Raw genomic sequence first — 22,222 nt, 5'->3', positions numbered from 1 at the left:
TGAACTAGCGTTTGGAGATATGGTGAGCATCGTCCTTGAAGGAAAGCCAGATAAAAACCTTGTTCTCGTAACTGGTCGCGCGCATCCGAAGCTTGCTCGAGATGTTGCAAATCAGCTTGGTATAGAAGTATTGGAAACAACAGCATATGATTTTGCCAATGGCGAGATGTATGTTCGTTACACTCAGTCTGTGCGAGGAACAGACGTGTTTGTGTTGCAAAGTCATAGTGACCCTGTTAACAAGTCCATTATGGAACAGTTAATTATGATCGACGCATTAAAGCGCGCGTCTGCTCGTTCTATTACCGCTGTGTGCCCGTTGCTTGGATATTCTAGACAAGATAAAAAGCATCGCGGTCGTGAGCCTATTTCTTGCCGCTTGATGTTTGATTTGCTTAAAACAGCAGGCGCAGATCGAATCATGAGCGTTGACTTGCATGCGGCACAATCGCAAGGATTCTTCGATGGTCCTGTAGACCATTTGATTGCTATGCCAGTGCTGGTTGATTACGTTCGAGATCGTTTCAGCGAAGATTTAGGAAACGTTACCGTTGTTTCGCCAGACGCAGGTCGAATCCGAGTTGCAGAACAGTGGGCGCAACGTTTAGGCGGAGGTCCATTGGCTTTTGTTCATAAGACTAGAGATATTACTCGTCCAAATCAGGCTGTAGCAAATCGTGTTGTTGGTGATGTTGCTGGGCGTGATTGTGTTATGGTTGATGATTTAATTGACACTGCTGGAACAATTGCAGGCGCTTGTAATGTTCTTAAGGACGCTGGTGCAAAGTCTGTTACGGTTGTTGCAACTCACGGAGTGCTTTCTGGTCCTGCAGTTGAACGTTTAAAGAATTGCGGAGCTAGGGAAGTGGTGTTAACGGATACTGTTCCAATTCCAGAAGAAAAGCGTTGGGATGGGTTAACTGTTCTTTCAATTGCCCCACTTTTGGCAAGTGCTATTAAAGCTGTGTTTGAAGATGGGTCTGTTGCAAAGCTGTTTGACACTTATCCAGAGCATCATGGCAAGGGGTTCTTCTTTGCATAAATCCTATTTCGCCACGCCAAACTTGACGATGTCAATTGTTATGGCATAATAGTGACTTGGCGGTTTTTTCCGCCGTTCCCTCATGGTGTAATGGCAGCACACGGGTCTTTGGAACCCTTTGTCTTGGTTCGAATCCAGGTGAGGGAGCTAGAAATTGCGCCGCTTAATTTTAAGCGGCGTTTTTTATTAACATAGTTTGTTGATAGTGTGTGTATGAGTAGCTTGTTTAATCTAGGAAGGCGTTTTATTAGATATGTTGGAATCTTTAAGAGGTGGATTCAAGCGTGTTATTGCGCCTATTGCTAAGCTGCTTGTAAAATTTGGCTGTACAGCAAATGGCATTACTGTTTTCGGTACTTTGGCTGTTGTAGTAACCTCAATTTTTGTTTCTATGACTGGCTGGCTTTTATTCGGTACAATTTTGCTTACGATTTTTGTCCTTGCAGATGCTTTGGATGGTTCAGTCGCTGCTTTAACTAATCAAAATGGTGGAACGAAATTTGGTGCGTTTTTGGATTCTACTTTAGATAGAATCGCTGATTGGTCTCTATTTTTGTGTGTTTGTATTTGCTTATATCGTGCTAAAAATATCAACATATGTTTATATTTGCCAGAATATGTTAATGGTTTTATAAAATATTGCGGATTGCTTTGTTCGCTAATAGCAATTATGGCTGCTTTTGTAACGTCATATGCTAGAGCAAGAGGTGAGTCCGTTGGGGTGGAAGCTAAAAAAGGTTTGATTACTAGAGCAGACAGAGTGGCTATTATATTGATTTCAATGGGATTAAGTGGATTAACTGACTGGCTTTTATGGCTTAGTTTAGCCATGTTTATCCTTTGTATTGGTGGTATCATAACCGTTATACAGAGGATTTTTGAAGTTAAAAATTTGCTTAAAAATACTAGCGCATGACGATTTGTCGCTAAAGAGCATTAAAATCATCACGTTTACGTAACCGTACACTTTTTAGGAGTATCATGTCAGGTCATTCCAAGTGGGCGACCACAAAGCATAAGAAAGCCGCTATTGACGCTAAGCGCGGCAAGCTTTTCGCCAAGCTTATTAAGAATATTGAAATCGCTGCTCGTCTTGGTGGTGGAGACCCTGATGGTAACCCAACTTTGTACGATGCAATCGTTAAGGCTAAAAAAGCTTCTATGCCAGCAGATAATATTAAGCGCGCTGTTAAGCGTGGTTCTGGTGAAGAAGCAGGCGGCGCAAACTACGAAGAGATTGTTTACGAAGGCTATGCTCCAGCAGGTGTTGGATTGATTATTGAGTGCCTTACTGATAATCGCAACCGCGCTGCAGCAGACGTTCGCTCCACTCTTACAAAGGGCAATGGTTCTTTGGCTACAAGCGGTTCTGTTAGCTTCAACTTTGAGCGTAAGGGCTTGATTGAGGTTCCTAGCGAAGGCGTTGACTATAGCAAGCTTTTTGATATTGCTGCAGAAGCTGGCGCTGAAGATGTTGCTGACGACGGTGATGTGTATTCCGTATACACTGATTCTAGCGATTTGGTAACTGTTCGTAAGGCTTTGCAAGATGCTGGTTTCGACTATGATTCCGCAGAAATCGTTATGCATCCAAACAATGAGGTTGAATTGAGCTTTGAAGATGCTCAGAAAGTGTCTCGTTTGATTGACAATCTCGACGATTTGGACGATGTTCAGAATATTTACAGCAACTGGACTGCTTCAGATGAGGTTATGGCTCAGCTTGAGGAAGCAGAATAGTTTCCTATGATGATTTTGGGCGTTGATCCCGGGCTTACTCGCTGCGGGGTCGGCGTGATTGAAGCCGGCGTTTCTCGTCGGCTTTCTTTTATTCACGTCGATGTATTAAGAAGTGATCCTAAGACTTCTCAAGATTTAAGATTGCTCGAAATTTACAATGGACTGGTGGAGAAAATCGAAAGGTTTTCGCCAGATACTATTTCGATTGAGCGTGTTTTTGCTCAAGAAAATCGAAACACTGTTCTTGGTACTGCTCAAGTTGCAGGTGTTGCAATGTTGGCTGCTGCTCAGAGAAGTATTCCTGTAGCTTTGCATACTCCTACAGAGGTTAAACTCGCTGTTGCTGGAAATGGAAAGGCGGATAAAACTCAGGTAGAGCGCATGGTTGCGCGTCTTTTAAATCTTAATGTTTTACCGACTCCTGCAGATGCAGCTGATGCCTTGGCTCAAGCGATTTGTCACGCGCTTCGCCCAGCAGGGGCTTTGCAAGGAGGAGAGCGAGAGCAGCATTTAACTGAGGCTCAACGAAAGTGGGCTGCTTCTTTGCGTTCTGCTAGCAGACATTCTTCTGTCGGACGTGACATGTAGTATGTTTTATAGAACAGATGTTCTATTTATCTAGAAAGGTGAGCGCTGATGATTGGTATGCTTAACGGCGTTATTGAATCAGTTGATTCTCGATGTGCGCTTATCTGTGTTAGTGGTGTTGGCTATGAAGTTTATATGCCATCGTCTGATTTGGCTGCGCTGCATGAAGGTCAAGATGTTAAGGTTTATACGTCTTTACAAGTAAGTCAAGATGCTGTTACTTTGTATGGTTTTACGAGTATGCCTGCCAAGCGTATTTTTCTTCAAATTCAGCAGAAAGTTAGTGGTGTTGGTCCTAAAGTTGCTCTTTCTTTACTTTCCACTTTAAATGTGAATCGTTTATTGCAGGCTATTGCAGATGGCGATATCACCGCATTGTCTTCTGCTCCAGGATTAGGTAAAAAGGGTGCTCAAAAAATTGTTCTTGAACTTAAAGGTTCTATTGACGTATCTCAATTAAATGAAGATGATACTTCTAAAGATTCAAAATCTTATAAAAAGGAATTTGATGAATCTGGCATCAGCAAGGTTGTCGATGGACTTATGTCTTTAGGGTGGAAGCAGTCAGATGCTCAAAGAGCGGTTGAAAACGTGTGTAATAGTGAAAAAATTGCTCTGCCAATCAGTGATTCAGATATGCCTAATGTTTTGCGTATGGCATTGGCAGCGTTAGATAGAGGCAGGTGATGATTCATGAGTTTGGATGAAGGAATCGACGTACAAGCTTTAAATACTGGCGTATCCGAAGATTCATTAAGAATTGTTTCATCATCTCCTATAGGAAATGAACAGATTAGCGATGAAGAATTAAGACCTCATGCTCTAGATGGATTTATTGGACAGCCTCTTTTAAAGGCGCAGTTACAACTTTTTTTGGATGCTGCAAGATTGCGTGATGTTCCTCCAGATCACATGTTGCTTGCAGGTCCTCCTGGGCTTGGAAAAACAACATTAGCAATGATTGTTGCTAATGAGTTAGGCGTATCTATTAGAGTTACGTCTGGTCCTGCTATTCAACATGCTGGTGATTTAGCATCAATTTTGAGTTCTCTTGATACTGGTGAAGTACTGTTTATTGATGAGATTCATCGTTTGCCTCGAGCTGCAGAAGAGTTGCTTTATATAGCTATGGAAGATTTCCGAGTTGATGTTATGGTTGGCAAAGGACCAGGGGCGTCTTCTATACCTCTTACATTGCCGCATTTTACTGTGGTTGGTGCTACTACGCGCGAAGGTATGCTTCCTTCTCCGCTTAGAGCACGTTTTGGTTTTACGGCTCACTTGGATTTTTATCCTCACGATGAGTTGGAAAAACTGATTGAACGTTCATCTGTTCTTCTTGGTGTTCATCTTGTTGATCAAGCAGCTAAAGAACTTGCTATTCGTTCCAGAGGAACTCCTAGAATCGCAAATCGACTGTTAAGACGCGTACGTGATTGGGCAGTTGTGCATAATCTTAAAGATGTAAATCGCGAGTCTGTAATAGAAGCCTTATCGTTGTATCAGATTGATACTCAAGGTCTTGACCGTCTAGATATTGCGGTTTTGAAAGCTATTGTGAATCATTTTAATGGTGGTCCAGTTGGGCTTAATAATTTGGCTGCAATGGTTGGAGAAGAGGCAGAAACTGTAGAAACCGTTTGTGAGCCGTATTTAGTGCGTGAAGGGTTTCTTATTAGGACTCCTAAAGGTCGTGTTTCCACTGAAAAAGCTTGGCAACACTTAGGTCTTAAAGCGCCTGATAATGTCAGATAGATAACATAAAATAAGTGTTTTGGGCGGTGTTTTGTCCGTCTCAGGGTTGGATACATAAGGAGTTTATTGTGCCCCAATTTGTTAGCCAGTATGGCATGCTTATTGTACTCGTGATTGCCATGGTTGGTATCATGTGGTTCCAATCTCGTAATATGAAAAAGCGTCAAAATGAGTTGAAGTCCTTCCATGATTCTTTGAAACCAGGCGTTGAAGTTATAACAATTGGTGGAATTATCGGTAAGGTCGTCGTAGTTGATTCTGATCACGAAGAGATTGTTCTAGATTCAGAAGGTAGTTTACTTCGAGTGTCTTTCAGAGCTGTGAATAGAGTTTATGTTCGTGTAGATTTCAACAGCTATGACAAAGACGATGAAGCTGATAACTCGGAAGATGTTGATGCATCTGATAAAGATGAATCTCAAGAATCGAGCGAAACTGAGCAGATTCAAGAATCCAGCGAAACTGGTGAAGTCAAAGAAAACTGAGATAAGAACAATAAGATTATGACAACAACTGATATTACAGTAAAATCTTTGAAGAATGTTAGTGATGAGGATGTTAAATATTTAGCATCTCTTATTAGAACAATTCCAGGGTTTCCAAATCCAAAGATTGTTTTCCGCGATTTTCTTCCTGTTTTTGCTGATAATCGTGGTATGCGAATTCTTATTGATTCATTAGTAGATTCGTTGCCAGTTTCTCAAGATTCATTTGATTTAGTTGCTGGACTTGAGGCTCGTGGATTTTTGTTTGGTCCAGCTTTGGCTGCTCGACTCAATAAAGGTTTTGTTGCCGTAAGAAAAGCAGGTAAATTGCCTCCCGAAGTCATAAGCGAGTCATATTCTCTCGAATATGGGGAAGCTAAGATAGAGATTGAGAAAGATCTTATAAAGCCTGGTCAGCGTGTTCTTATTGTTGACGATTTAATTGCTACAGGAGGAACTGCAAAAGCTGCTGCGCGACTTGTTGAAAGGTCGCAGGGCACTGTTGCTGGATTCTGCTTTGTAATGGAGTTAACAGGAATTAGCGGAATGAATGAGTTGCAATCTTATAAATGCTCTAGTTTAATGACGATGCCTGCATAAAAGTGGTGTATGAGTAGTAGCTTGTGTTGTACTTGGGCAGCTACATTTATTCATATATTGTTTTTAGGTGTAATCATAAAAAATCGAACAACTTAGATCTAACTTCAAGCGGCTAATAAGGGAGGATGATGTTATGAAAAAACTGAAGTCTTCTCTTATTAGCATTTTGAAGGGGATATCTATACCCGCTATTGCGACTTTGATTTTTGCAATAGTTGTTGGATTATTCATGTCACTAACCCTTCTTGTTATTTCTATAGAAGAAGGAACTGGTAATCTTTCCGATTCATCAATGTCGATGACGTGGGCTGCTCTTCTTTTTGCGCAAGGAGTTGGTCTAGGCTTTGATGATTTTATTCTTACAGTTATTCCACTTGGTTTGACTTCGCTTATAATTACAATGCTTGCGATTCTGATGAGAAAACTAAAAGGTGGATCGCTAGTAAATTGTATTGGTTTATTTGTTTGGGTTTTCATCAATGGAGTTATATCTCAAAATACCAATATTGAGTTATTGGATTCGTTACCAGTCATATTGTTAAAAAGCTTTTGTGTATATGCTTTTGCACAGTTAATAGCTGTTTTCCCATACAGCTCATTGTTTGTATTAATCAAAAATAATATAACAAAAAATGTTCCTGAACATATATTAAAACGCATAAAAATTTGCCTTTATTCAACCGTAATCGTGTTGTCAATTTATGCAATTATTGCATTATCAACGATTATCTTTTGGTCCATTGTTGGAGCAAGTAATGTTGAGATAGTTTTTTCAAAGTTAGGAATGCAATTAGGTTCAAGAATTTTAACCACAATTGCATGTCTGGTATGGCTTCCAAACGTTGCATTATGGGCATTATCATGGATTTCAGGTTCAGGATTTGCTATAGGATCAGTTGCTAATTTCACAATTTATGCAGTTAATCGTAAGTCTTTGCCTCCTGTTCCATTCTTTGCCATATTCCCAGACTCTATAGGTGATTCACTTTATAGGCTTCTTGTCAATGGTATTGTTTTTGCCTTATGTGGCGTATTTGCGTTATTTGTGATCTTATATTCTAAGTCTTGTAATATTCGTTTGCATTTCGATAAAGATAAACTTGATTGGAAGTCTACCGTTATTGCTTTTGTGGAATCAGCTGTAGTTTTGGTATCAACTTGCATATTAGTAATACTCGTTATGAGTATACTATTCTTGTTCGCAAACGGTGATTTAGGTAAATATCGTTTATCCAATGTTGGTGTAAATGTAAGTAGAAGTGTTCGTGCTTTAGGTCATTTAACAGTATTTGGTTTTGGGTTGGCCTGGATTCTCGTTATATTTGTGTGCGCAATAATAATTTCTATTCGTGCGTTAAGTTCTAAAATTTTTGAGAAATATGATTCCATTAAGCCGTCGAATTTTAATATATTTTCCAAAAAGTTATCTGAAAATATTAGTGAAAAGTCAAAAGAAAATCAGAACATAAAATCGCAATCAAAACCAGTTGAACAGTCATGTGAAACGTCAGTAATAACTCCTAAAGAAAACAATATGTCTGAAAAGTCTGCTGATTATATGTCTTCAAAAAAAGAAAAAACGCGTTCATCTTGTTCAATTAGTCAAAATGAAACAGATAATATAAGTCAGCCGCGAAGCGTTAAATCCACTAAAAAACAACCTTTGCTTGAGAACAAAACTGATACTAGAAAACCTAGAACAGTTAGTTCGAAAGTCAATAAAAAATAATCCTCGTCCAACATCAAGGAGGAAGACCACCGTGCAACAGATACACGCGCAAGAATCAAGTGCAGATGTGCTGATAACCACAGGTAAAAGGTCAATCAAGCGAGTACTTGTATCAGTATTTTGCAAAGAAGGGCTAGAAACTCTGGCAGACGCTTTTAAAAAGTGCGGAACTCAGGTTGTTTCAACAGGTTCAACAGCTGCAAAACTCCAAGAATTAGGTGTAAAGGTTACGGAAGTATCTGATATAACAGGTTTCCCAGAAAGCTTAGATGGTAGGGTTAAGACGCTCGATCCACATATTCACGCTGGGATTTTAGCAGATATGAGCAATCCTGATCATGTAAAGCAGCTTAAAGAGTTAAATATTGAGCCATTTGATGCTGTTGTAGTGAATTTGTATCCGTTTGTAAACACTGTTATGAGCGGTGGAAGCGAAGCTCAGATTATTGAGAAAATCGATATTGGTGGACCATCTATGGTTCGCGCTGCCGCGAAAAATCATAAATCTGTGGCTGTTATTACAGACCATGCAGATTATAATATTCTTGCCCAAAGAGTGTTATCTGGAGAAGGTTTTAGCCTAGAAGAACGCGAATACTTGGCGCATAAAGCATTTGAACATACGGCTTCTTACGATGCTGCAATATGCCAGTGGACAAGTGAAGTTTGGTCAATTCCAGAAAGTATGAAGACCAAGTCTGAGGAAGACGCAAATTCAGTTGATAAAACAAGTGAGGATTTGATTATTCCAACTGATTATACGCGTACGTGGAAGTTAAATCGCAAGCTTAGATATGGTGAAAATCCACATCAGCAGGCGGGGCTTTATCTTGACCCATTGCATAAGGGAGGTTTAGCTCAAGCTGAACTTCTTGGTGGAAAGCCGATGAGCTACAACAATTATGTTGATGCGGATGCGGCTTGGCGTGCAGTATGGGATTTTGCCCCACAAATCGCTGTTGCAGTATGCAAGCATAATAATCCTTGCGGCTTAGCAATAGGTGCAACTGCAGCTATTGCTCATAAGAAAGCTCACGCTTGCGATCCTGTAAGTGCTTACGGCGGTGTGATTGCTTGCAATTCAACTGTTACACTAGAAATGGCTGAAAGTGTTCGACCAATTTTCACAGAGGTAATTGTTGCTCCAGATTATGAGCCTGAGGCTTTGGAGTTATTGCGCACTAAGAAGAAGAATTTGCGAATCTTAAAGGTTGCAAATCCTCCAGTTTTGGGCTTGCAGGTGCATCCTATTGATGGTGGCGCATTGGTACAAAGCGCAGATAAGATTGATGATTTTGGCGATAATCCTCAAAATTGGACTCTTGTATCTGGAGAAGCTGCAGATACTGATACTTTGAGAGACTTAGAGTTTGCATGGCGCTCGCTTCGTTGCGTAAAGTCTAACGCAATTCTACTTGCACACGATAATGCTACTGTTGGCATTGGCATGGGGCAGGTTAATCGCGTGGATTCTTGCCACTTGGCTGTTGAGCGTGCTAATACTCTTGCTGATGGTGTTGAGCGTGCTCGTGGAGCTGTTGCGGCTTCGGATGCATTCTTCCCATTTGCTGATGGTCCGCAAATCCTTATTGACGCAGGTGTGCGAGCAATTGTGCAGCCAGGAGGGTCAATTAGAGATGAGGAAGTGTTTGAAGCTGCGCGTGCGGCTGGAGTAACAATGTACACTACTGGTACAAGGCACTTCTTCCACTAAATAGTATTTGACTGAATAATAAAATATTTATTAATTTTTTAATTAATACAAGTATTCTATAAAAAGGACCTTGGATTGTATTTTCGTATACTTTCCAAGGTCTTTTATGTATTATACAAGTATGACAATTAATGATCGGTATGAAAAACAAGACGATGTATCAAAAATTCAAAAGAACATTTTAAATGTAAATGAATCTGAATTAGCAAAAAAATCAAACCATATATACGTTTCTGAAGTCAAAGAAGGAAAACCGTATGCGCAATGGATTGTGGCAGCAATAGTATGCGTAAGCGCAGTATTGGCGTTTATGGGTAAAACAATGGCTGCCACGGTAATAATTGCCGCAACAGCCATTGTTCTTGGAATCATACGCTTAATATTTACTCAAAAAAGTCCATGGAAGGTTAGATCTGTAGCCTTCGATTCTTTCATAAGCATTTCGCTAGGAATTGGACTATTGATAACGTATTTTTCAATTTTTTTCTTAATGTAGAATCCGATAGATTTAATTCACGAAATTCTATTTATCATCTCTGTTAAAAGGATTAAATGGAACATTATCGTTTCCAGTAGAATCCAAAGTCGTAGAAGGGGTTACTGAAGACTCTGTGTTAACAGGAGGTTCTGGAACTACAGGAACAGTATTCTGTAGAACAGGAGAAGTTTGATTTGAGCAATCAGCAGCAACAGGATTCTGATTATTTGAAGAAGAAGTTGCAAGCTTGCAAATAAGCATGACAAATCCTACGAGCGCAGCGGCAAAAACAGGTGCAATCCAAAATACCCAAAGTTGACTCAATGGTGAGACAGATAACTTTTGCGATTGAGCAAGAATAGCAATGCCAGTAGAACGGGCAGGGTTTAAACCAGCTCCAGTAATTTGATAAGTAATGAAAGCTCCAGCGGCATAAGCAATGCCCATGTGAGTAGAGTATCCGCATTTTGTGCTGCCGTTGTCATTCATGTACGTCATGGCTGTTGCAACAATAACAAGAACTGCAATAATTTCAACAACAAGAGCAGTAATAACGCCAAAAGATGCATTAACACTCTTAAGTTGGTTTGCAGAAATGGAAGCATTTTCAAAACCATTAACAACAGGAGCAAACCAAGTGTGAGCTGGAACCATCTTTGTTTGTGGCAGAACAAAAACAGTTACTCCAGCTGCAGCGATAGCTCCAAGAACCTGAGCAATAATGTATAAAATTCCAGAAATATAAGGAGTTCTGCCAGTAAGCATAGATGCGATAGTTATAGCAGGATTTACATGTCCGCCAGAAAACTTAGATGCAATACCAATAGCAGCAGCATAAGCAATGCCAGTTCCTACTGCAATCATAAGAACATTTACGCCATACATTGCAGTAACAATAGATGAGAACATGTAGATAGTGAACATTGCAAAAGCGCTTGCAATGAATTCTGCTCCTACTCTAAAAATGAGCGGAGTTCTAAGTGCAGAAGATTGTTTAGAAACAGAGCAATCTGCATTTGAAGTGTAGTTCATAACAATTCCTTACGTTAATTGTGTACACCGCTATGCTGGTTTTTATTATTTACAGCACAACCAAACGTTTGCTATAGTATCACGGCTATGCCATACGCTAACATAGAAAAACGTGGTAATTTCCTGTATTTATTGCAGAATATGAAAATTTGCTACTAATTTATTAAAAGAATACGAATAAGGTCACGTTGGGAGAACGATGCCAAACGCATATTCCCGCGCCAATCAGGCGCAACAAGAATCCAAAAACGCTGTTCGACTGCAAAAGCTACTTGCTGAAGCGGGATTTGGTTCACGCCGAAAGTGTGAAGAAATAATCTTAGATGGGCGTGTTGAAGTAGATGATGAGCTTGTAACAACACTCGGAACTCGAGTAGATCCAAGTAAACAAAAAATACGCGTAGACGGATCGAGAGTGAAATTTAATCACAAGCTTGTAACGCTCGCGCTTAATAAGCCTAAAAGAGTTTTGAGCGCAATGGATGATCCAAAAGGTCGCTTCACTTTAAGAGACATTGTTGGAGATAAGTACGAGCGAATTTTCCACATGGGACGCTTGGACTACGATTCTGAAGGTCTTATTTTAATGACCAACGATGGTGAGTTAAGCCAGCATGTTATGCATCCAAAGTATGAAGTTGAGAAAACGTATATTGCAACTGTTGAAGGCAAGATCAACGGAATGGTTTGCCGCAGGCTAGTTTCGCAAGGCGTAAATCTGGAAGACGGCTGGATTAAGCTCGATCGCTGTGCAATAATCGACCAAAATCACGATGCAACAATCGTAAAAGTTGTTTTACACTCTGGCAAAAATCGCATTGTGCGCAGGATTTTTGGAGCCGTAGGATATCCTGTAAAGCGTCTTGTGCGTACTCAAATTGGGCCTATTAAGTTAGGGGACTTAAAAGCTGGATCGTATCGAGTGCTTTCTCAAACAGAAGTGCGCTCGCTTTCTAAGGAGGTTGGCCTGTGATTTGCGTAGCAATTGATGGACCAGCAGGAGTAGGTAAATCTTCTACTTCTCGTGCTTTAGCGCAATACTATGGTTTTGCGTATTTAGATACGGGGGCAATGTATCGAGCTGCTGCTTGGTGGTGCTTGAAGCAAGGTATTGATTTAAGCAAGCAGCTTGAGTTGGATGAAGAAGGAAATTCAACGAATTCTGCAGATGCAAAACGCTTGAATCAAATTGTTGAAGCTGTTGGAGCATTGTTTACGGAAGATCATGCTGAATTTAGTGTTGATCCAAAAAATCCTGTAGTCGTAATTGATAGTGAAGATATTAGCGAAGAATTGCGTTCCAGCGAAGTTTCTTCGCACGTGTCTACGGTTTCTTCGATTCCTGCAGTTCGACGCATGCTTATTGCTGCTCAGCGCGCGTATATTGCTTCAGAGTCTAGTGAAGATTCTTTCTCAGGCGGAGAGGGAATAGTTGCAGAAGGCCGCGATATTACTACTGTTGTGGCTCCAAATGCTCAAGTTCGAGTGCTTCTTACTGCTCGTGAGGAAGTGCGTCAAGCTCGCAGAAATAAGCAGGATATTGAGCAAGAAAATTTGCAAAATAATGAATCTAAGAATAATGAATCTGAAGAAGACGATATTCGCGCTCGTGATGCTAAAGATGCTAAAGTTACGAATTTTCTTAAAGCTGCAGACGGTGTTACAACTCTAGATAATTCTGATTTAACTTTTGAGCAGACTCTTGACGCGCTTGTAGAGATTGTTGACGATGCAATTGAGCAAGATGAGTACGACCGTTATGCTGCAAATCTTGAAGGCTACGATCTTGATGATGAAGATCGTGCGCTTCTTAGCGGTGATTTTGCAAGCGATGATGAATCGAAAGATACAAAAGCTGTTGGAGTAATCGCCGTTATAGGTCGACCAAACGTTGGAAAATCAACGCTTGTAAATCGTATTTTGGGCCATCGTGTCGCTGTTGTAGAAGATACTCCAGGTGTTACTAGAGATCGCGTAAGTTACGACGCTGAGTGGGCTGGAACCAACTTCAAGCTGGTTGACACTGGCGGCTGGGAAGCAGATGTTGAAGGCATTGATTCTTCTATTGCTCAACAGGCGCAAGTGGCAGTGCGTTTAAGCGATGCTGTGATTTTCCTAGTAGATGGTCAAGTTGGTTTAACTGCTACAGACGAGCGTATTGTTTCAATGCTTCGCGCTGCAGGTAAGCCTATTACTTTGGCAGTTAACAAGGTTGACGACGCTAGAAGCGAGTATTTAACTGCAGAGTTTTGGAAGCTCGGAATGGGTGAGCCTTACGGAATTTCTGCAATGCATGGCAGAGGCGTTGGAGATTTGCTTGACGCGGCTCTTAACTCTTTGAAGAAAGCGAATAAAACTTCAGGATTCTTGACTCCAGAAGGACTTCGCAGAGTTGCTTTAGTTGGGCGTCCAAATGTTGGTAAGTCTTCGCTTTTGAACCATTTAGCTCATGAAGAACGTTCTGTTGTAAACGATTTGGCTGGAACTACTCGAGATCCTGTTGATGAGGTTGTGCGAGTTGATGGAGAAGACTGGCTGTTTATTGACACTGCTGGTATTAAGCGCAGGCAGCATAAGCTTACTGGTGCTGAATACTATTCTTCACTTCGTACGCAAGCTGCGATTGAGCGTTCTGAACTTGCTTTGATTCTTTTCGATTCTTCCCAGCCGATTGCAGAGCAGGATTTGAAAGTTATGAGCCAGGCTGTAGACGCGGGTCGAGCAATCGTACTTGTGTTTAACAAGTGGGACTTGATGGACGAATTTTCCAGACAGCGCATGGAACGCTTGTGGAAAACTGAGTTTGAGCGCGTAACTTGGGCTGAGCGCGTTAATCTCTCCGCAAAAACAGGATGGCATACGAATCGTCTTGCGCGCGCTATGCGAACAGCTTTAGACAGCTGGGATAAGCGCATTCCTACAGGCAAGCTCAACGCTTTCTTAGGTCGTATTCAGTCTGCTCATCCGCATCCTTTGCGAGGCGGAAAGCAAGCGAGAATCTTGTTTGCTACTCAGGCTTCTACGCGCCCACCGCGTTTCGTGATATTCGCAACAGGCTTCTTAGAGCACGGTTACCGTCGCTTTATTGAGCGTTCTCTTCGAGAAGAGTTTGGATTTGAGGGAACTCCTATTCAAATCTCTGTAAAAGTACGAGATAAGAAGAAGCGCAAGTAAAATCGCAAGTAAATAAATTTGCGATTAAAGTCACGAGTAAAGCTTAAGTAAAGTAGGAGCGGAATATGGCTGGTCTGGGCGAGTTAGCTTTTGATTTGCATCATGCTAGCGAAGACGAGATTTTTCAAGCATTTGTTGATTGGGTTAAAGATAACAAGCATGTAGATTTGTGGCCGCATCAAGAAGAATCTGTTATGGATTTGCTTGCAGGAGACCATGTTATCTTAAATACTCCAACCGGTTCTGGAAAATCTCTAGTAGCGCTCGGCATGCATTTTGCAGCGCTCGCTACCGGCAGACGCTCCTACTATACTGCGCCAATTAAAGCTCTTGTTTCCGAAAAATTCTTCGATTTAGTTGCGATTTTTGGGCGCGACAACGTTGGCATGATTACAGGAGATTCGCATATTAACGCGGACGCTCCAATAATCTGCTGCACTGCAGAAATCTTAGCAAATCAAGCCTTACGCGAAGGCGCAAACGCTGAAGTCGATTGCGTTGCAATGGACGAATTCCACTACTATGGTGATCCAGAGCGCGGATGGGCTTGGCAAGTTCCGTTACTTACACTTCCAAATACGCAATTCTTACTTATGAGCGCAACTCTTGGAGACGTAACGGATATTGCGGAACGTTTAGAAAAATCAACAAAACGTAGTGTTGATATTATTGCTAATGCGCCAAGACCAATCCCACTCGAATACGAGTACACAGATAAGCCGCTTGCAACAACTGTAGAACTCTTATTTAACAAGGGTTTAACGCCAATCTATGTAGTTCATTTTTCGCAAGATGCAGCTCTAGAAACAGCTCAAGCGCTTGCAAGCACGGGGGTTTCTAGCAAAGATCAGCGAGACAAAATTGCTCAAGCTATTAAAGGCACTAAATTTACTACAGGTTTCGGCAAAATTTTGCAAAGGCTACTGCGCACCGGTGTCGGCGTACACCATGCTGGTATGCTTCCGCGCTACCGTAGGCTTGTCGAACAGCTCGCACAGCAAGGATTGCTGCCCGTTATTTGTGGCACAGACACTCTCGGAGTTGGCATTAACGTGCCAATTCACTCGGTTGTTCTTACAGCTCTTACAAAATTTGATGGGAATCGTAGTAGAAAGCTTCGTGCTCGCGAGTTTCATCAAATTGCAGGACGTGCAGGCAGAATGGGATTCGATACTGAGGGCTTAGTAGTTGCAGAGGCTCCAGAGTTCGAGATTGAGAATGCGCGCGCTGTTGCAAAAGCTGGAAATGATCCTAAGAAGCTTAAAAAAGTTAAGCGTAAGAAAGCTCCAGAAGGCTTTGTAGTTTGGGGCGAGCCAACGTTTACTAAGCTTATTGAAAGCGCTCCAGAAACTTTGAATCCTCACATGGTTGTAACGCACTCAATGATTTTGAACGAAGTTACGCAAGGTGGGGATGCTAGAGCACGCGTTGAAAAACTTATTGAAGATAGTGCGCAAAAGCCGCAAGATAAAGAGAAATTGCTCGAGCGTTGCAACGATATTTTCCAAACTTTGCTCGATACTCAAGTGATTGAATGCAGAGAGCTTTCGGATGGTTCTTGTGATTATGATCTTGATGTTGCTATGCCAGAGGGTTTTGCGCTAGATCAGCCGCTTTCTCCATTCTTACTCGCAGCTTTGGAACTTCTAGACCCAGAATCTCCAAGCTATGCGCTTGACGTAATTTCTATGGTTGAAGCAACTTTAGATGACCCTAAGCCTGTGCTTCGCGCACAAGAGCGTAAGGCTCGCGATGCTGCAATGGTTGGCATGAAGGATGATGGCATTGATTACGAGGAGCGCATGGAACGCTTAGTGGAAGTTAGCTACCCTAAGCCTCTTGAAGATTTGCTTGAGCCTGCTTTTGCGCAATATCGCAAAGATGTTCCGTGGGCAAACGACTACTGGATTAAGCCTAAATCTGTGCTTCGAGACATGGTCGAAACAGCGTCCGATTTTACTGGCTATATTTCGCGCTATGGCATTGCTAGAAGTGAAGGAACGCTTCTTCGTTACCTTTCGGACGCTTATCGTTCGCTTGCTCGCACTGTGCCAGAAGACATGCTTAACGAAGAATTGTGTGATATTATTTCGTGGCTTCGTCTTGTTGTGCGATCTATTGATTCAAGTCTTGTTGACGAGTGGGAGAGTGCAGGAGGATCGGACGCTGAAGCTAGTGCTGTAACTATGGCTGCGCCTGGAACTTCTGAGTCTGTTGTTGAGGATCGTCGTGGACTTATTGTGTTGATTAGAAACGCAATGTTCCGTCGCGTGCAGCTTATGGATTTGGAAGATGCGGATACTTTAGGAGAGCTTGACAAGGCTTGGGGTTACGGCGTTCACGAGTGGAATGATGTGCTTGACGACTATTACGATGAGCACGAGTATGTTGGTATCGATGCCAAGGCTAGAAGTGGCGACTTGTTTATTTTGGATGATTCGCTTGAGAAGAGTGAACATTCGTGGAAAGTTCGGCAAATTATTGACGATTCGGACGGAGACCATAATTGGGCTATTACTGGTGTTGTTGATTTGGATTCCACACAAGATACAGGCGAAGTTGTGTTCTTTGACTACAGAGTGTCGCACGTGTGATTCTTAAAAATGTGCTAACAGAGCACAGAAGGTAAAACACAGAATGCAGAATGCAATCGAACGTTTGTTCTATATGTAGTGTAAGCTGGTATTCATGGAGAAAGATTTATTTTCCGCAAGTAGTGCACCTAGCGATGTTACGCGTCCGTTGGCAGTGCGTATGCGCCCAAGCAGTATTGAAGATGTGTTGGGGCAGTCGCATGCGCTAAAAGAAGGTTCGCCTTTGCGCAGGCTTGCAAATCCACAATCTAAAGGTTCTCTTACTGCTCCAAGTTCTGTTGTGTTGTTTGGACCTCCAGGAGTTGGTAAAACTACGCTTGCTTATATTGTGGCTAGACAGTCTGGTCGCGTGTTTGAAGAGCTTTCTGCTGTAACTTCTGGAGTTAAAGATGTTCGAGCTGTGTTAGATCGAGCGCATGAGCGTTTAGTTAGTAAAGGTCAAGAAACAGTTCTGTTTATTGACGAAGTTCATCGTTTTTCTAAATCACAGCAAGATGCTTTGCTTCCAAGCGTAGAAAATCGCGATGTAACTTTTATTGGAGCTACTACCGAAAATCCAAGTTTTTCAATCATTAAGCCACTACTTAGCAGATCAGTAGTTGTTAAACTTGAGTCTCTTAGTGTTGAAGATTTGCACACTCTGATAGAACGCGCAATTTCTAGCGAAAATGGTCTTAATAATCAGCTTAAAATCGACGAAGACGCAATAGATTCAATTATTCGTTTAAGTGGGGGAGATGCTCGCAAAACTCTTACTATTCTAGAAGCGGCAGCAGGAGCTGTAACAGGAGATGTTGCGTTGCAGCATGGTAAAAATAAGCCTGTAATTACTGCTGATATAGTTTCTAACGTAATGGATACTACTACAGTTCGCTATGACAAAGATGGCGATGACCATTACGATGTTATTTCTGCTTTTATTAAATCAATGCGCGGAAGTGAAGTTGACGCTTCTTTGCATTATTTAGCGCGAATGCTTAGAGCTGGTGAAGACCCGCGTTTTATTGCAAGGCGAATTATGATTGCTGCTGCCGAAGAAGTTGGTATGGCGGCTCCACAAATTTTACAAGTAACTGTTGCTGCAGCTCAAGCAGTTGCTCTAATTGGCATGCCAGAAGCGCGGATTATTCTTTCGGAAGCTGTGATTGCTGTAGCAACTGCTCCAAAATCAAACGCAAGCTACAACGCTATTAATAAGGCTTTGCAAGATGTTGATGCTGGAAATATTGGTCAAGTGCCTCTTCATCTGCGTAACGCGCCAACTGCTTTGATGAAAAGTTGGGGCAATCACGACGGTTACAAGTATGCTCACGATTATCCGGGTGCTGTTGCATCTCAGCAATATATGCCAGACGAGCTAGTTGGTCGCGAATATTATCACCCAAATAATCGCGGCTACGAGCACGAGATTTCGCAACGTTTATCTCAAATCCGCAATATTCTCCACAAATCTGCTGACAATAACTAAAGTCAATAATTAAAAGGCTTCTTACAATTCTAAGAAGCCTTTTAATACAGTATTACTATTTTTTTTTAAGAGAGTTTTATTCACGAACAAGCATAATGTGGTCAATATCTTCGCGATTTGAAACGCGGAATAACACAAAACGGTTGCCAATTACTTGCACGACTTCTGCACCAAGATGTTCTGCGAGTTCTTCAGCAGCTTCTTTAGCACTTAATCCAGAGCCATCTTGTACAGCACACTTCATAAGCTCATGAGATTGCATTGTTTCGTCTGCTTGCTTAACAGCAGCATCGCTAATATCGTTTTTTCCAACGTAAAGCAATGGGCTTAAAGTGTTAGCGAGCGCGCGCAATTGCTTAATCTGCTTTTTAGTTAATGCCATTATTTTCCTTCCAAATCGCGTTCAACATGCGTAAAACGCTAAAACGTCAATTTTTAAAACATTAAAACATTAAAACACTAAAACGTCAAAACGCTATATTGTTAAACGCAATTATCGACAACCAACTATCGACTATTGATCATCTACTTGTAACGCTTAAATTTTCAATGCTTATCGGATTATACATTAACCTTAAGAATCCGCGTTCAATACGTTCAATACGATTAATACGCTCAATATGCAAATATTACAGTTATCAGTTATACAAATATTCCAGCAAAAATTATTCCGCACACAATAGCTAATGTAATTATTAAAAGTGCAAAGTCTTTTAAGCGCATTTTCTCCGTATGTAAGTGCGTGCGCTTAGCTCCAGGAACGTAGCATCTAGAATCTAGCGCAAGTCCCAGTGTGTTTGCGTGCCGAATCACGCTTGCAAATCCTGGAACTATAAGAGATGTTATTGCTTGCAATCGCTTTTTTATAGACCCGTCTTTTATGTTTCCGCCTCTTGCAATTTGAGCTAAAGCTACAGATTCTGCTTCTTTTGCAAGAGTCGGCAAAAATCGCAAAGCGAGGCTCATAATAAGAGCAATTTCTTGACTTGGCAATCCTATGATTCTAAGAGGCGAAATAATAGACGCGCACGCTTCAGTCAACTGCGTTTGGCTTATTGTTAGTACAATTATTGATCCGATTAGTATAACAAGCGAAAATCTTGAAGCGAAAAGTATTGCAAACTTTATTCCATCATCTGTTATTAATAGCGGTCCAATTTTAAAAATTTCTCTTCCAGAATGCACAACTAGAAGATTAAACATTCCAGAAAATACGAATATTGCAATAAACATATGCAATGACAACAATAATTTTATAGGTGATATTCTAGCGAGAAATATTAGAGCAAGCGTTGATAGTGCAAGAATTCCTAGTTGATAGAAGTTTGTAATACTAAACGCGCTAAACATAAGAATTAAGCATGATATTAGTATGATTCGCGTATTGAATAAGCTTAGCAATGACTTGTTTTTGATTTCGTTTTTCTTTTCGTTAACATTCTCGCTAGCATTTTCAAGCTTTTCGTCTTGCGCGTGTTCTTGAATCTCCTTCTTTTTGCGCGATTCTAACGTAACTATGCGCGCTCCAAGCGATTTTGCTTCGTTTAGATCGTGAGTAATAACAATAATTGTTATGCCTTTATTGTGTAAATCGCTTAAAATTTTTAGTACGATTTTTGCATACTCAAAATCTAATCCTGCTGTAGGCTCGTCTAAAACCAAAATTTTTGGATTGCAAGCTAAAACACCTGCGATTGCTGCTAGTCGTTGCTGTCCGCCAGAAAGTTCGAATGGGGATTTTTGCGCTAAGTGTTCAATATGCAATGATTTTAGCGTGTTTAATACGCGGGAATCTAATTCGCATCCTTCTAATCCAAAGTTTTTTGGCCCATATGCCACGTCTTCAAAAACAGTTTGTGCAAAAAGTTGCTGTTCTGGCAATTGCATAACGTAACCAATGTTTTTGCGAATTTCTCGCATTTGCGATTTGCTTGTTTTTTCGCTAATTTTTATTCCGTTTACGCACATGGAGCCAGAATCGTATTTAATAAGTGCGCATATTGCTTTTGCGAGCGTTGATTTTCCACACCCGTTTTTTCCCATTATTGCAACGATTTCGCCTGATTTTACGCTTAGAGAATAGTCTCTTATTATTGGAGTTTGACTATTTGTATAGCTCACATTTAAATTAGATATTTCAATTGCCGTATTTGATTTTTTTGCATTTTCCGTCATGCTTTTTGATTCAATAACAGCTGGCGATTTTTCCGTGAAAAATTCATCTAATTCCAATAAACTTACATCACGCAATTTTCCATTTTCTAGCATCAATATTCGATCCGCATTTTTGCATTCGCTAATCTTATGCGTAACTTGTACGATTGTTGTGCCGCTCGTTTGCAATTTGTTAAAAAGCTTATTTACATCTTCTTTTGCGCAAGAATCAAGCATGCTTGTAGGCTCATCTAATACAAGAAGTTTTGATTTTGTAGCAATCGACGATGCAATAGCAACGCGCTGCTGCTGACCTCCACTCATATTGCTCGGGTCGCTAAAACGGTGATTTTCCATGTTTACAGCGCGTAAAGCATTGCTTATATTTTGCTTCATAAATTCTTTAGAAGCGCACAAGTTTTCAAGCCCAAAAGCAACATCGTCTTCTACAACTGTTGTAACGATTTGGTCTTCTGGGCTTTGAAACAATGCTCCAATAGATTCTCGTGCTTTTTGGTAAGCTTTTGAATCAACATTGTTTGCTTCAAAAACTTTTATTCCGCATAGCGTAACAATTCCAGAATCTGGGGAAGAAAGTCCTGCAATAATTTTAGCTAGCGTGGACTTTCCACTACCATTTTTGCCAATGATTGCGATTCTTTGACCATATGCAATTTCAAGATCTATTCCGTCTAGAATCCAAGTTTTTCCGCCATCGTAGCTAAAGCGAACTTTTTGCAAAGAAACAGCATTATCTTTTTTAGCAAAATAATCCGTATTGCTTTTTTCGACTTTGCAACTTGTTTTATCTTGAATAACTTTATTGCTTTGCATAATCAGCTTGCTTTTTACTTAATTGACTAATGCTATTTTGGCTAATGCTATTTGTTTGCTATTTGTTGTAGTTAAGAAGCTTTGAAACAGGCTTATAAACAAGCATAGTTATTACGCAATGAATCGCAAGCTTAATAGCATTAAACGGTAGCAGAGCTGGAACTATAAGAGCGGCAACTTGTTCAACGCTCATATGCGCATAAAATGGCGTAATAATAAGATTTCCAACTATTGCAAGAGCAATCGCAACTACAGAGCCAACTATAAGCGAAATAATAGCGCCTTCTTTGGTTCTAATTTTTTTGTAGACGATTGCAGCGCTAACAGACGCACCCATTGAAACCAATATTGCCATTATTGCGCCAAACGGGTTAGTAAAGAAGTGTGGAGCAAATCCTAGCACGCTTACGATTGCAGCGGCGAATGGTCCGTATGCAAATCCTGCAATTAAACACACAATTCCCGAAGGATCGTATTTAAGGTAGCTTAGGTCTGGAATAAGTGGAAATTCTATAAAGCTTACAGCAATAGAGAGCGCAACAAATAGCGCGTATTTAGCAATTTTTTCGCTTGACCAATAGTTTGTGCCAGAGTAAGTTGCGTGATTATTTGCTACTTTATTATTTGCTGTGTGATTGCTTGTTTTATGATTATTTTCGCGTGAAATGCTCATTAGAGCCTCCGTTTCTTTCATCCGGACTTTAACCGTTGGCTTCGGATTTTAACCGAATCAGCAGCGCGTTGCCGCTCGCGGGCTTCGAGAAAATTCACTAATACAAGAATTACCTCGTTACCGCCAGTAAGGATTTTCACCTTCCCTGAAACTACACTTTAT

Annotated in this window: 19 protein-coding genes, 1 tRNA gene and 1 riboswitch; of the genes, 16 read left to right on the top strand and 4 right to left on the bottom strand. The window is 40.9% G+C overall.

Features of this window, described 5'->3' with window-relative positions:
* Positions 1-19 precede the first annotated feature (19 nt).
* From GAVG_RS03535 to GAVG_RS03480, 12 genes are all read left to right on the top strand, one after another.
* Positions 20-1,042 carry a ribose-phosphate diphosphokinase gene (locus GAVG_RS03535; protein WP_032833905.1) on the top strand — a complete coding sequence of 341 codons (1,023 nt, stop codon included), beginning with the start codon at positions 20-22 and terminating at the stop codon, positions 1,040-1,042.
* 76 nt (positions 1,043-1,118) lie between these two features.
* Positions 1,119-1,189, top strand: a tRNA-Gln gene (locus GAVG_RS03530).
* 106 nt (positions 1,190-1,295) lie between these two features.
* Positions 1,296-1,958, top strand: coding sequence for a CDP-alcohol phosphatidyltransferase family protein (locus GAVG_RS03525; RefSeq protein WP_004113650.1), 663 nt, complete (start codon positions 1,296-1,298; stop codon positions 1,956-1,958).
* A gap of 65 nt (positions 1,959-2,023) precedes the next feature.
* Positions 2,024-2,782: a YebC/PmpR family DNA-binding transcriptional regulator gene (locus GAVG_RS03520; protein ID WP_004113651.1), complete on the top strand. Its 759-nt coding sequence runs from the start codon at positions 2,024-2,026 to the stop codon at positions 2,780-2,782.
* Between the two features lie 6 nt (positions 2,783-2,788).
* The gene (gene ruvC, locus GAVG_RS03515; RefSeq protein ID WP_009994704.1) at positions 2,789-3,370 is read left to right on the top strand and encodes a crossover junction endodeoxyribonuclease RuvC; all 582 of its coding nucleotides are present in this window, start codon (positions 2,789-2,791) and stop codon (positions 3,368-3,370) included.
* A 48-nt stretch (positions 3,371-3,418) separates the two neighbouring features.
* Positions 3,419-4,057, top strand: a complete 639-nt coding sequence (ruvA, locus tag GAVG_RS03510; protein ID WP_004113653.1) for a Holliday junction branch migration protein RuvA — start codon at positions 3,419-3,421, stop codon at positions 4,055-4,057.
* A gap of 6 nt (positions 4,058-4,063) precedes the next feature.
* Positions 4,064-5,125 carry a Holliday junction branch migration DNA helicase RuvB gene (gene ruvB, locus GAVG_RS03505; protein ID WP_048653124.1) on the top strand — a complete coding sequence of 354 codons (1,062 nt, stop codon included), beginning with the start codon at positions 4,064-4,066 and terminating at the stop codon, positions 5,123-5,125.
* Positions 5,126-5,193: 68 nt separating this feature from the next.
* Complete coding sequence (yajC, locus tag GAVG_RS03500) at positions 5,194-5,610, top strand: preprotein translocase subunit YajC (RefSeq protein ID WP_004113655.1); 417 nt, start codon at positions 5,194-5,196, stop codon at positions 5,608-5,610.
* A gap of 18 nt (positions 5,611-5,628) precedes the next feature.
* Positions 5,629-6,210, top strand: coding sequence for an adenine phosphoribosyltransferase (locus GAVG_RS03495; RefSeq protein ID WP_004113656.1), 582 nt, complete (start codon positions 5,629-5,631; stop codon positions 6,208-6,210).
* A gap of 133 nt (positions 6,211-6,343) precedes the next feature.
* Positions 6,344-7,939, top strand: coding sequence for a cell division protein PerM (locus GAVG_RS03490; RefSeq protein ID WP_009994709.1), 1,596 nt, complete (start codon positions 6,344-6,346; stop codon positions 7,937-7,939).
* Between the two features lie 73 nt (positions 7,940-8,012).
* Entirely contained in the window at positions 8,013-9,653 is a 1,641-nt protein-coding gene (gene purH / locus GAVG_RS03485) for a bifunctional phosphoribosylaminoimidazolecarboxamide formyltransferase/IMP cyclohydrolase (protein ID WP_042711328.1), read from the top strand.
* A gap of 106 nt (positions 9,654-9,759) precedes the next feature.
* Entirely contained in the window at positions 9,760-10,149 is a 390-nt protein-coding gene (locus GAVG_RS03480; RefSeq protein ID WP_004113661.1) for a DUF3017 domain-containing protein, read from the top strand.
* Positions 10,150-10,176: 27 nt separating this feature from the next.
* Here the strand turns inward: GAVG_RS03480 and GAVG_RS03475 are convergent, their stop codons facing one another.
* Entirely contained in the window at positions 10,177-11,163 is a 987-nt protein-coding gene (locus GAVG_RS03475) for an MIP/aquaporin family protein (RefSeq protein ID WP_013399605.1), read from the bottom strand.
* A gap of 199 nt (positions 11,164-11,362) precedes the next feature.
* Here GAVG_RS03475 and GAVG_RS03470 point away from each other — a divergent pair, with 199 nt between their 5' ends.
* The 4 genes from GAVG_RS03470 to GAVG_RS03455 all read left to right on the top strand — a co-directional run bounded on the left by GAVG_RS03470 (position 11,363) and on the right by GAVG_RS03455 (position 18,399).
* Positions 11,363-12,136, top strand: coding sequence for a pseudouridine synthase (locus GAVG_RS03470; RefSeq protein ID WP_004113665.1), 774 nt, complete (start codon positions 11,363-11,365; stop codon positions 12,134-12,136).
* On the top strand, positions 12,133-14,337 hold the full coding sequence (der, locus tag GAVG_RS03465) for a bifunctional cytidylate kinase/GTPase Der (RefSeq protein WP_009994715.1): 2,205 nt from the start codon (positions 12,133-12,135) through the stop codon (positions 14,335-14,337). Before GAVG_RS03470 ends, der begins: the two co-directional genes overlap by 4 nt.
* Positions 14,338-14,402: 65 nt before the next feature.
* Positions 14,403-16,931, top strand: coding sequence for a DEAD/DEAH box helicase (locus GAVG_RS03460; RefSeq protein WP_009994717.1), 2,529 nt, complete (start codon positions 14,403-14,405; stop codon positions 16,929-16,931).
* A 94-nt stretch (positions 16,932-17,025) separates the two neighbouring features.
* Positions 17,026-18,399, top strand: coding sequence for a replication-associated recombination protein A (locus GAVG_RS03455; protein WP_009994719.1), 1,374 nt, complete (start codon positions 17,026-17,028; stop codon positions 18,397-18,399).
* A 76-nt stretch (positions 18,400-18,475) separates the two neighbouring features.
* Here the strand turns inward: GAVG_RS03455 and GAVG_RS03450 are convergent, their stop codons facing one another.
* The 3 genes from GAVG_RS03450 to GAVG_RS03440 form a co-directional block, all read right to left on the bottom strand.
* Positions 18,476-18,781 carry a YhbY family RNA-binding protein gene (locus tag GAVG_RS03450; protein ID WP_004111562.1) on the bottom strand — a complete coding sequence of 102 codons (306 nt, stop codon included), beginning with the start codon at positions 18,779-18,781 and terminating at the stop codon, positions 18,476-18,478.
* A 260-nt stretch (positions 18,782-19,041) separates the two neighbouring features.
* A complete protein-coding gene (locus GAVG_RS03445) occupies positions 19,042-21,387 on the bottom strand; it encodes an energy-coupling factor transporter ATPase (RefSeq protein WP_009994720.1) in 2,346 nt (781 codons plus the stop codon).
* 58 nt (positions 21,388-21,445) lie between these two features.
* Positions 21,446-22,060, bottom strand: a complete 615-nt coding sequence (locus GAVG_RS03440) for an ECF transporter S component (protein ID WP_009994724.1) — start codon at positions 22,058-22,060, stop codon at positions 21,446-21,448.
* A 5-nt stretch (positions 22,061-22,065) separates the two neighbouring features.
* Positions 22,066-22,217, bottom strand: a riboswitch (FMN riboswitch).
* Between the last annotated feature and the right edge of the window lie 5 nt (positions 22,218-22,222).

The organism is Gardnerella vaginalis ATCC 14018 = JCM 11026 (assembly GCF_001042655.1).
GTDB classification, from domain to species: domain Bacteria; phylum Actinomycetota; class Actinomycetes; order Actinomycetales; family Bifidobacteriaceae; genus Bifidobacterium; species Bifidobacterium vaginale.
The sequence above is the reverse complement of the archived record's forward strand: the minus strand, read 5'-3'. Positions and strand labels throughout refer to the sequence as shown.

Excerpts from the sequence above, each read along its gene's own strand:
- GAVG_RS03535 (WP_032833905.1), top strand. The coding sequence starts at position 20 with ATGGTGAGCATCGTCCTTGAAGGAAAGCCAGATAAAAACCTTGTTCTC.
- GAVG_RS03525 (WP_004113650.1), top strand. The coding sequence starts at position 1,296 with ATGTTGGAATCTTTAAGAGGTGGATTCAAGCGTGTTATTGCGCCTATT.
- GAVG_RS03520 (WP_004113651.1), top strand. The coding sequence starts at position 2,024 with ATGTCAGGTCATTCCAAGTGGGCGACCACAAAGCATAAGAAAGCCGCT.
- ruvC (WP_009994704.1), top strand. The coding sequence starts at position 2,789 with ATGATGATTTTGGGCGTTGATCCCGGGCTTACTCGCTGCGGGGTCGGC.
- ruvA (WP_004113653.1), top strand. The coding sequence starts at position 3,419 with ATGATTGGTATGCTTAACGGCGTTATTGAATCAGTTGATTCTCGATGT.
- ruvB (WP_048653124.1), top strand. The coding sequence starts at position 4,064 with ATGAGTTTGGATGAAGGAATCGACGTACAAGCTTTAAATACTGGCGTA.
- GAVG_RS03495 (WP_004113656.1), top strand. The coding sequence starts at position 5,629 with ATGACAACAACTGATATTACAGTAAAATCTTTGAAGAATGTTAGTGAT.
- GAVG_RS03490 (WP_009994709.1), top strand. The coding sequence starts at position 6,344 with ATGAAAAAACTGAAGTCTTCTCTTATTAGCATTTTGAAGGGGATATCT.
- GAVG_RS03480 (WP_004113661.1), top strand. The coding sequence starts at position 9,760 with ATGTATTATACAAGTATGACAATTAATGATCGGTATGAAAAACAAGAC.
- GAVG_RS03475 (WP_013399605.1), bottom strand. The coding sequence starts at position 11,163 with ATGAACTACACTTCAAATGCAGATTGCTCTGTTTCTAAACAATCTTCT.
- GAVG_RS03470 (WP_004113665.1), top strand. The coding sequence starts at position 11,363 with ATGCCAAACGCATATTCCCGCGCCAATCAGGCGCAACAAGAATCCAAA.
- GAVG_RS03460 (WP_009994717.1), top strand. The coding sequence starts at position 14,403 with ATGGCTGGTCTGGGCGAGTTAGCTTTTGATTTGCATCATGCTAGCGAA.
- GAVG_RS03455 (WP_009994719.1), top strand. The coding sequence starts at position 17,026 with ATGGAGAAAGATTTATTTTCCGCAAGTAGTGCACCTAGCGATGTTACG.
- GAVG_RS03450 (WP_004111562.1), bottom strand. The coding sequence starts at position 18,781 with ATGGCATTAACTAAAAAGCAGATTAAGCAATTGCGCGCGCTCGCTAAC.
- GAVG_RS03445 (WP_009994720.1), bottom strand. The coding sequence starts at position 21,387 with ATGCAAAGCAATAAAGTTATTCAAGATAAAACAAGTTGCAAAGTCGAA.
- GAVG_RS03440 (WP_009994724.1), bottom strand. The coding sequence starts at position 22,060 with ATGAGCATTTCACGCGAAAATAATCATAAAACAAGCAATCACACAGCA.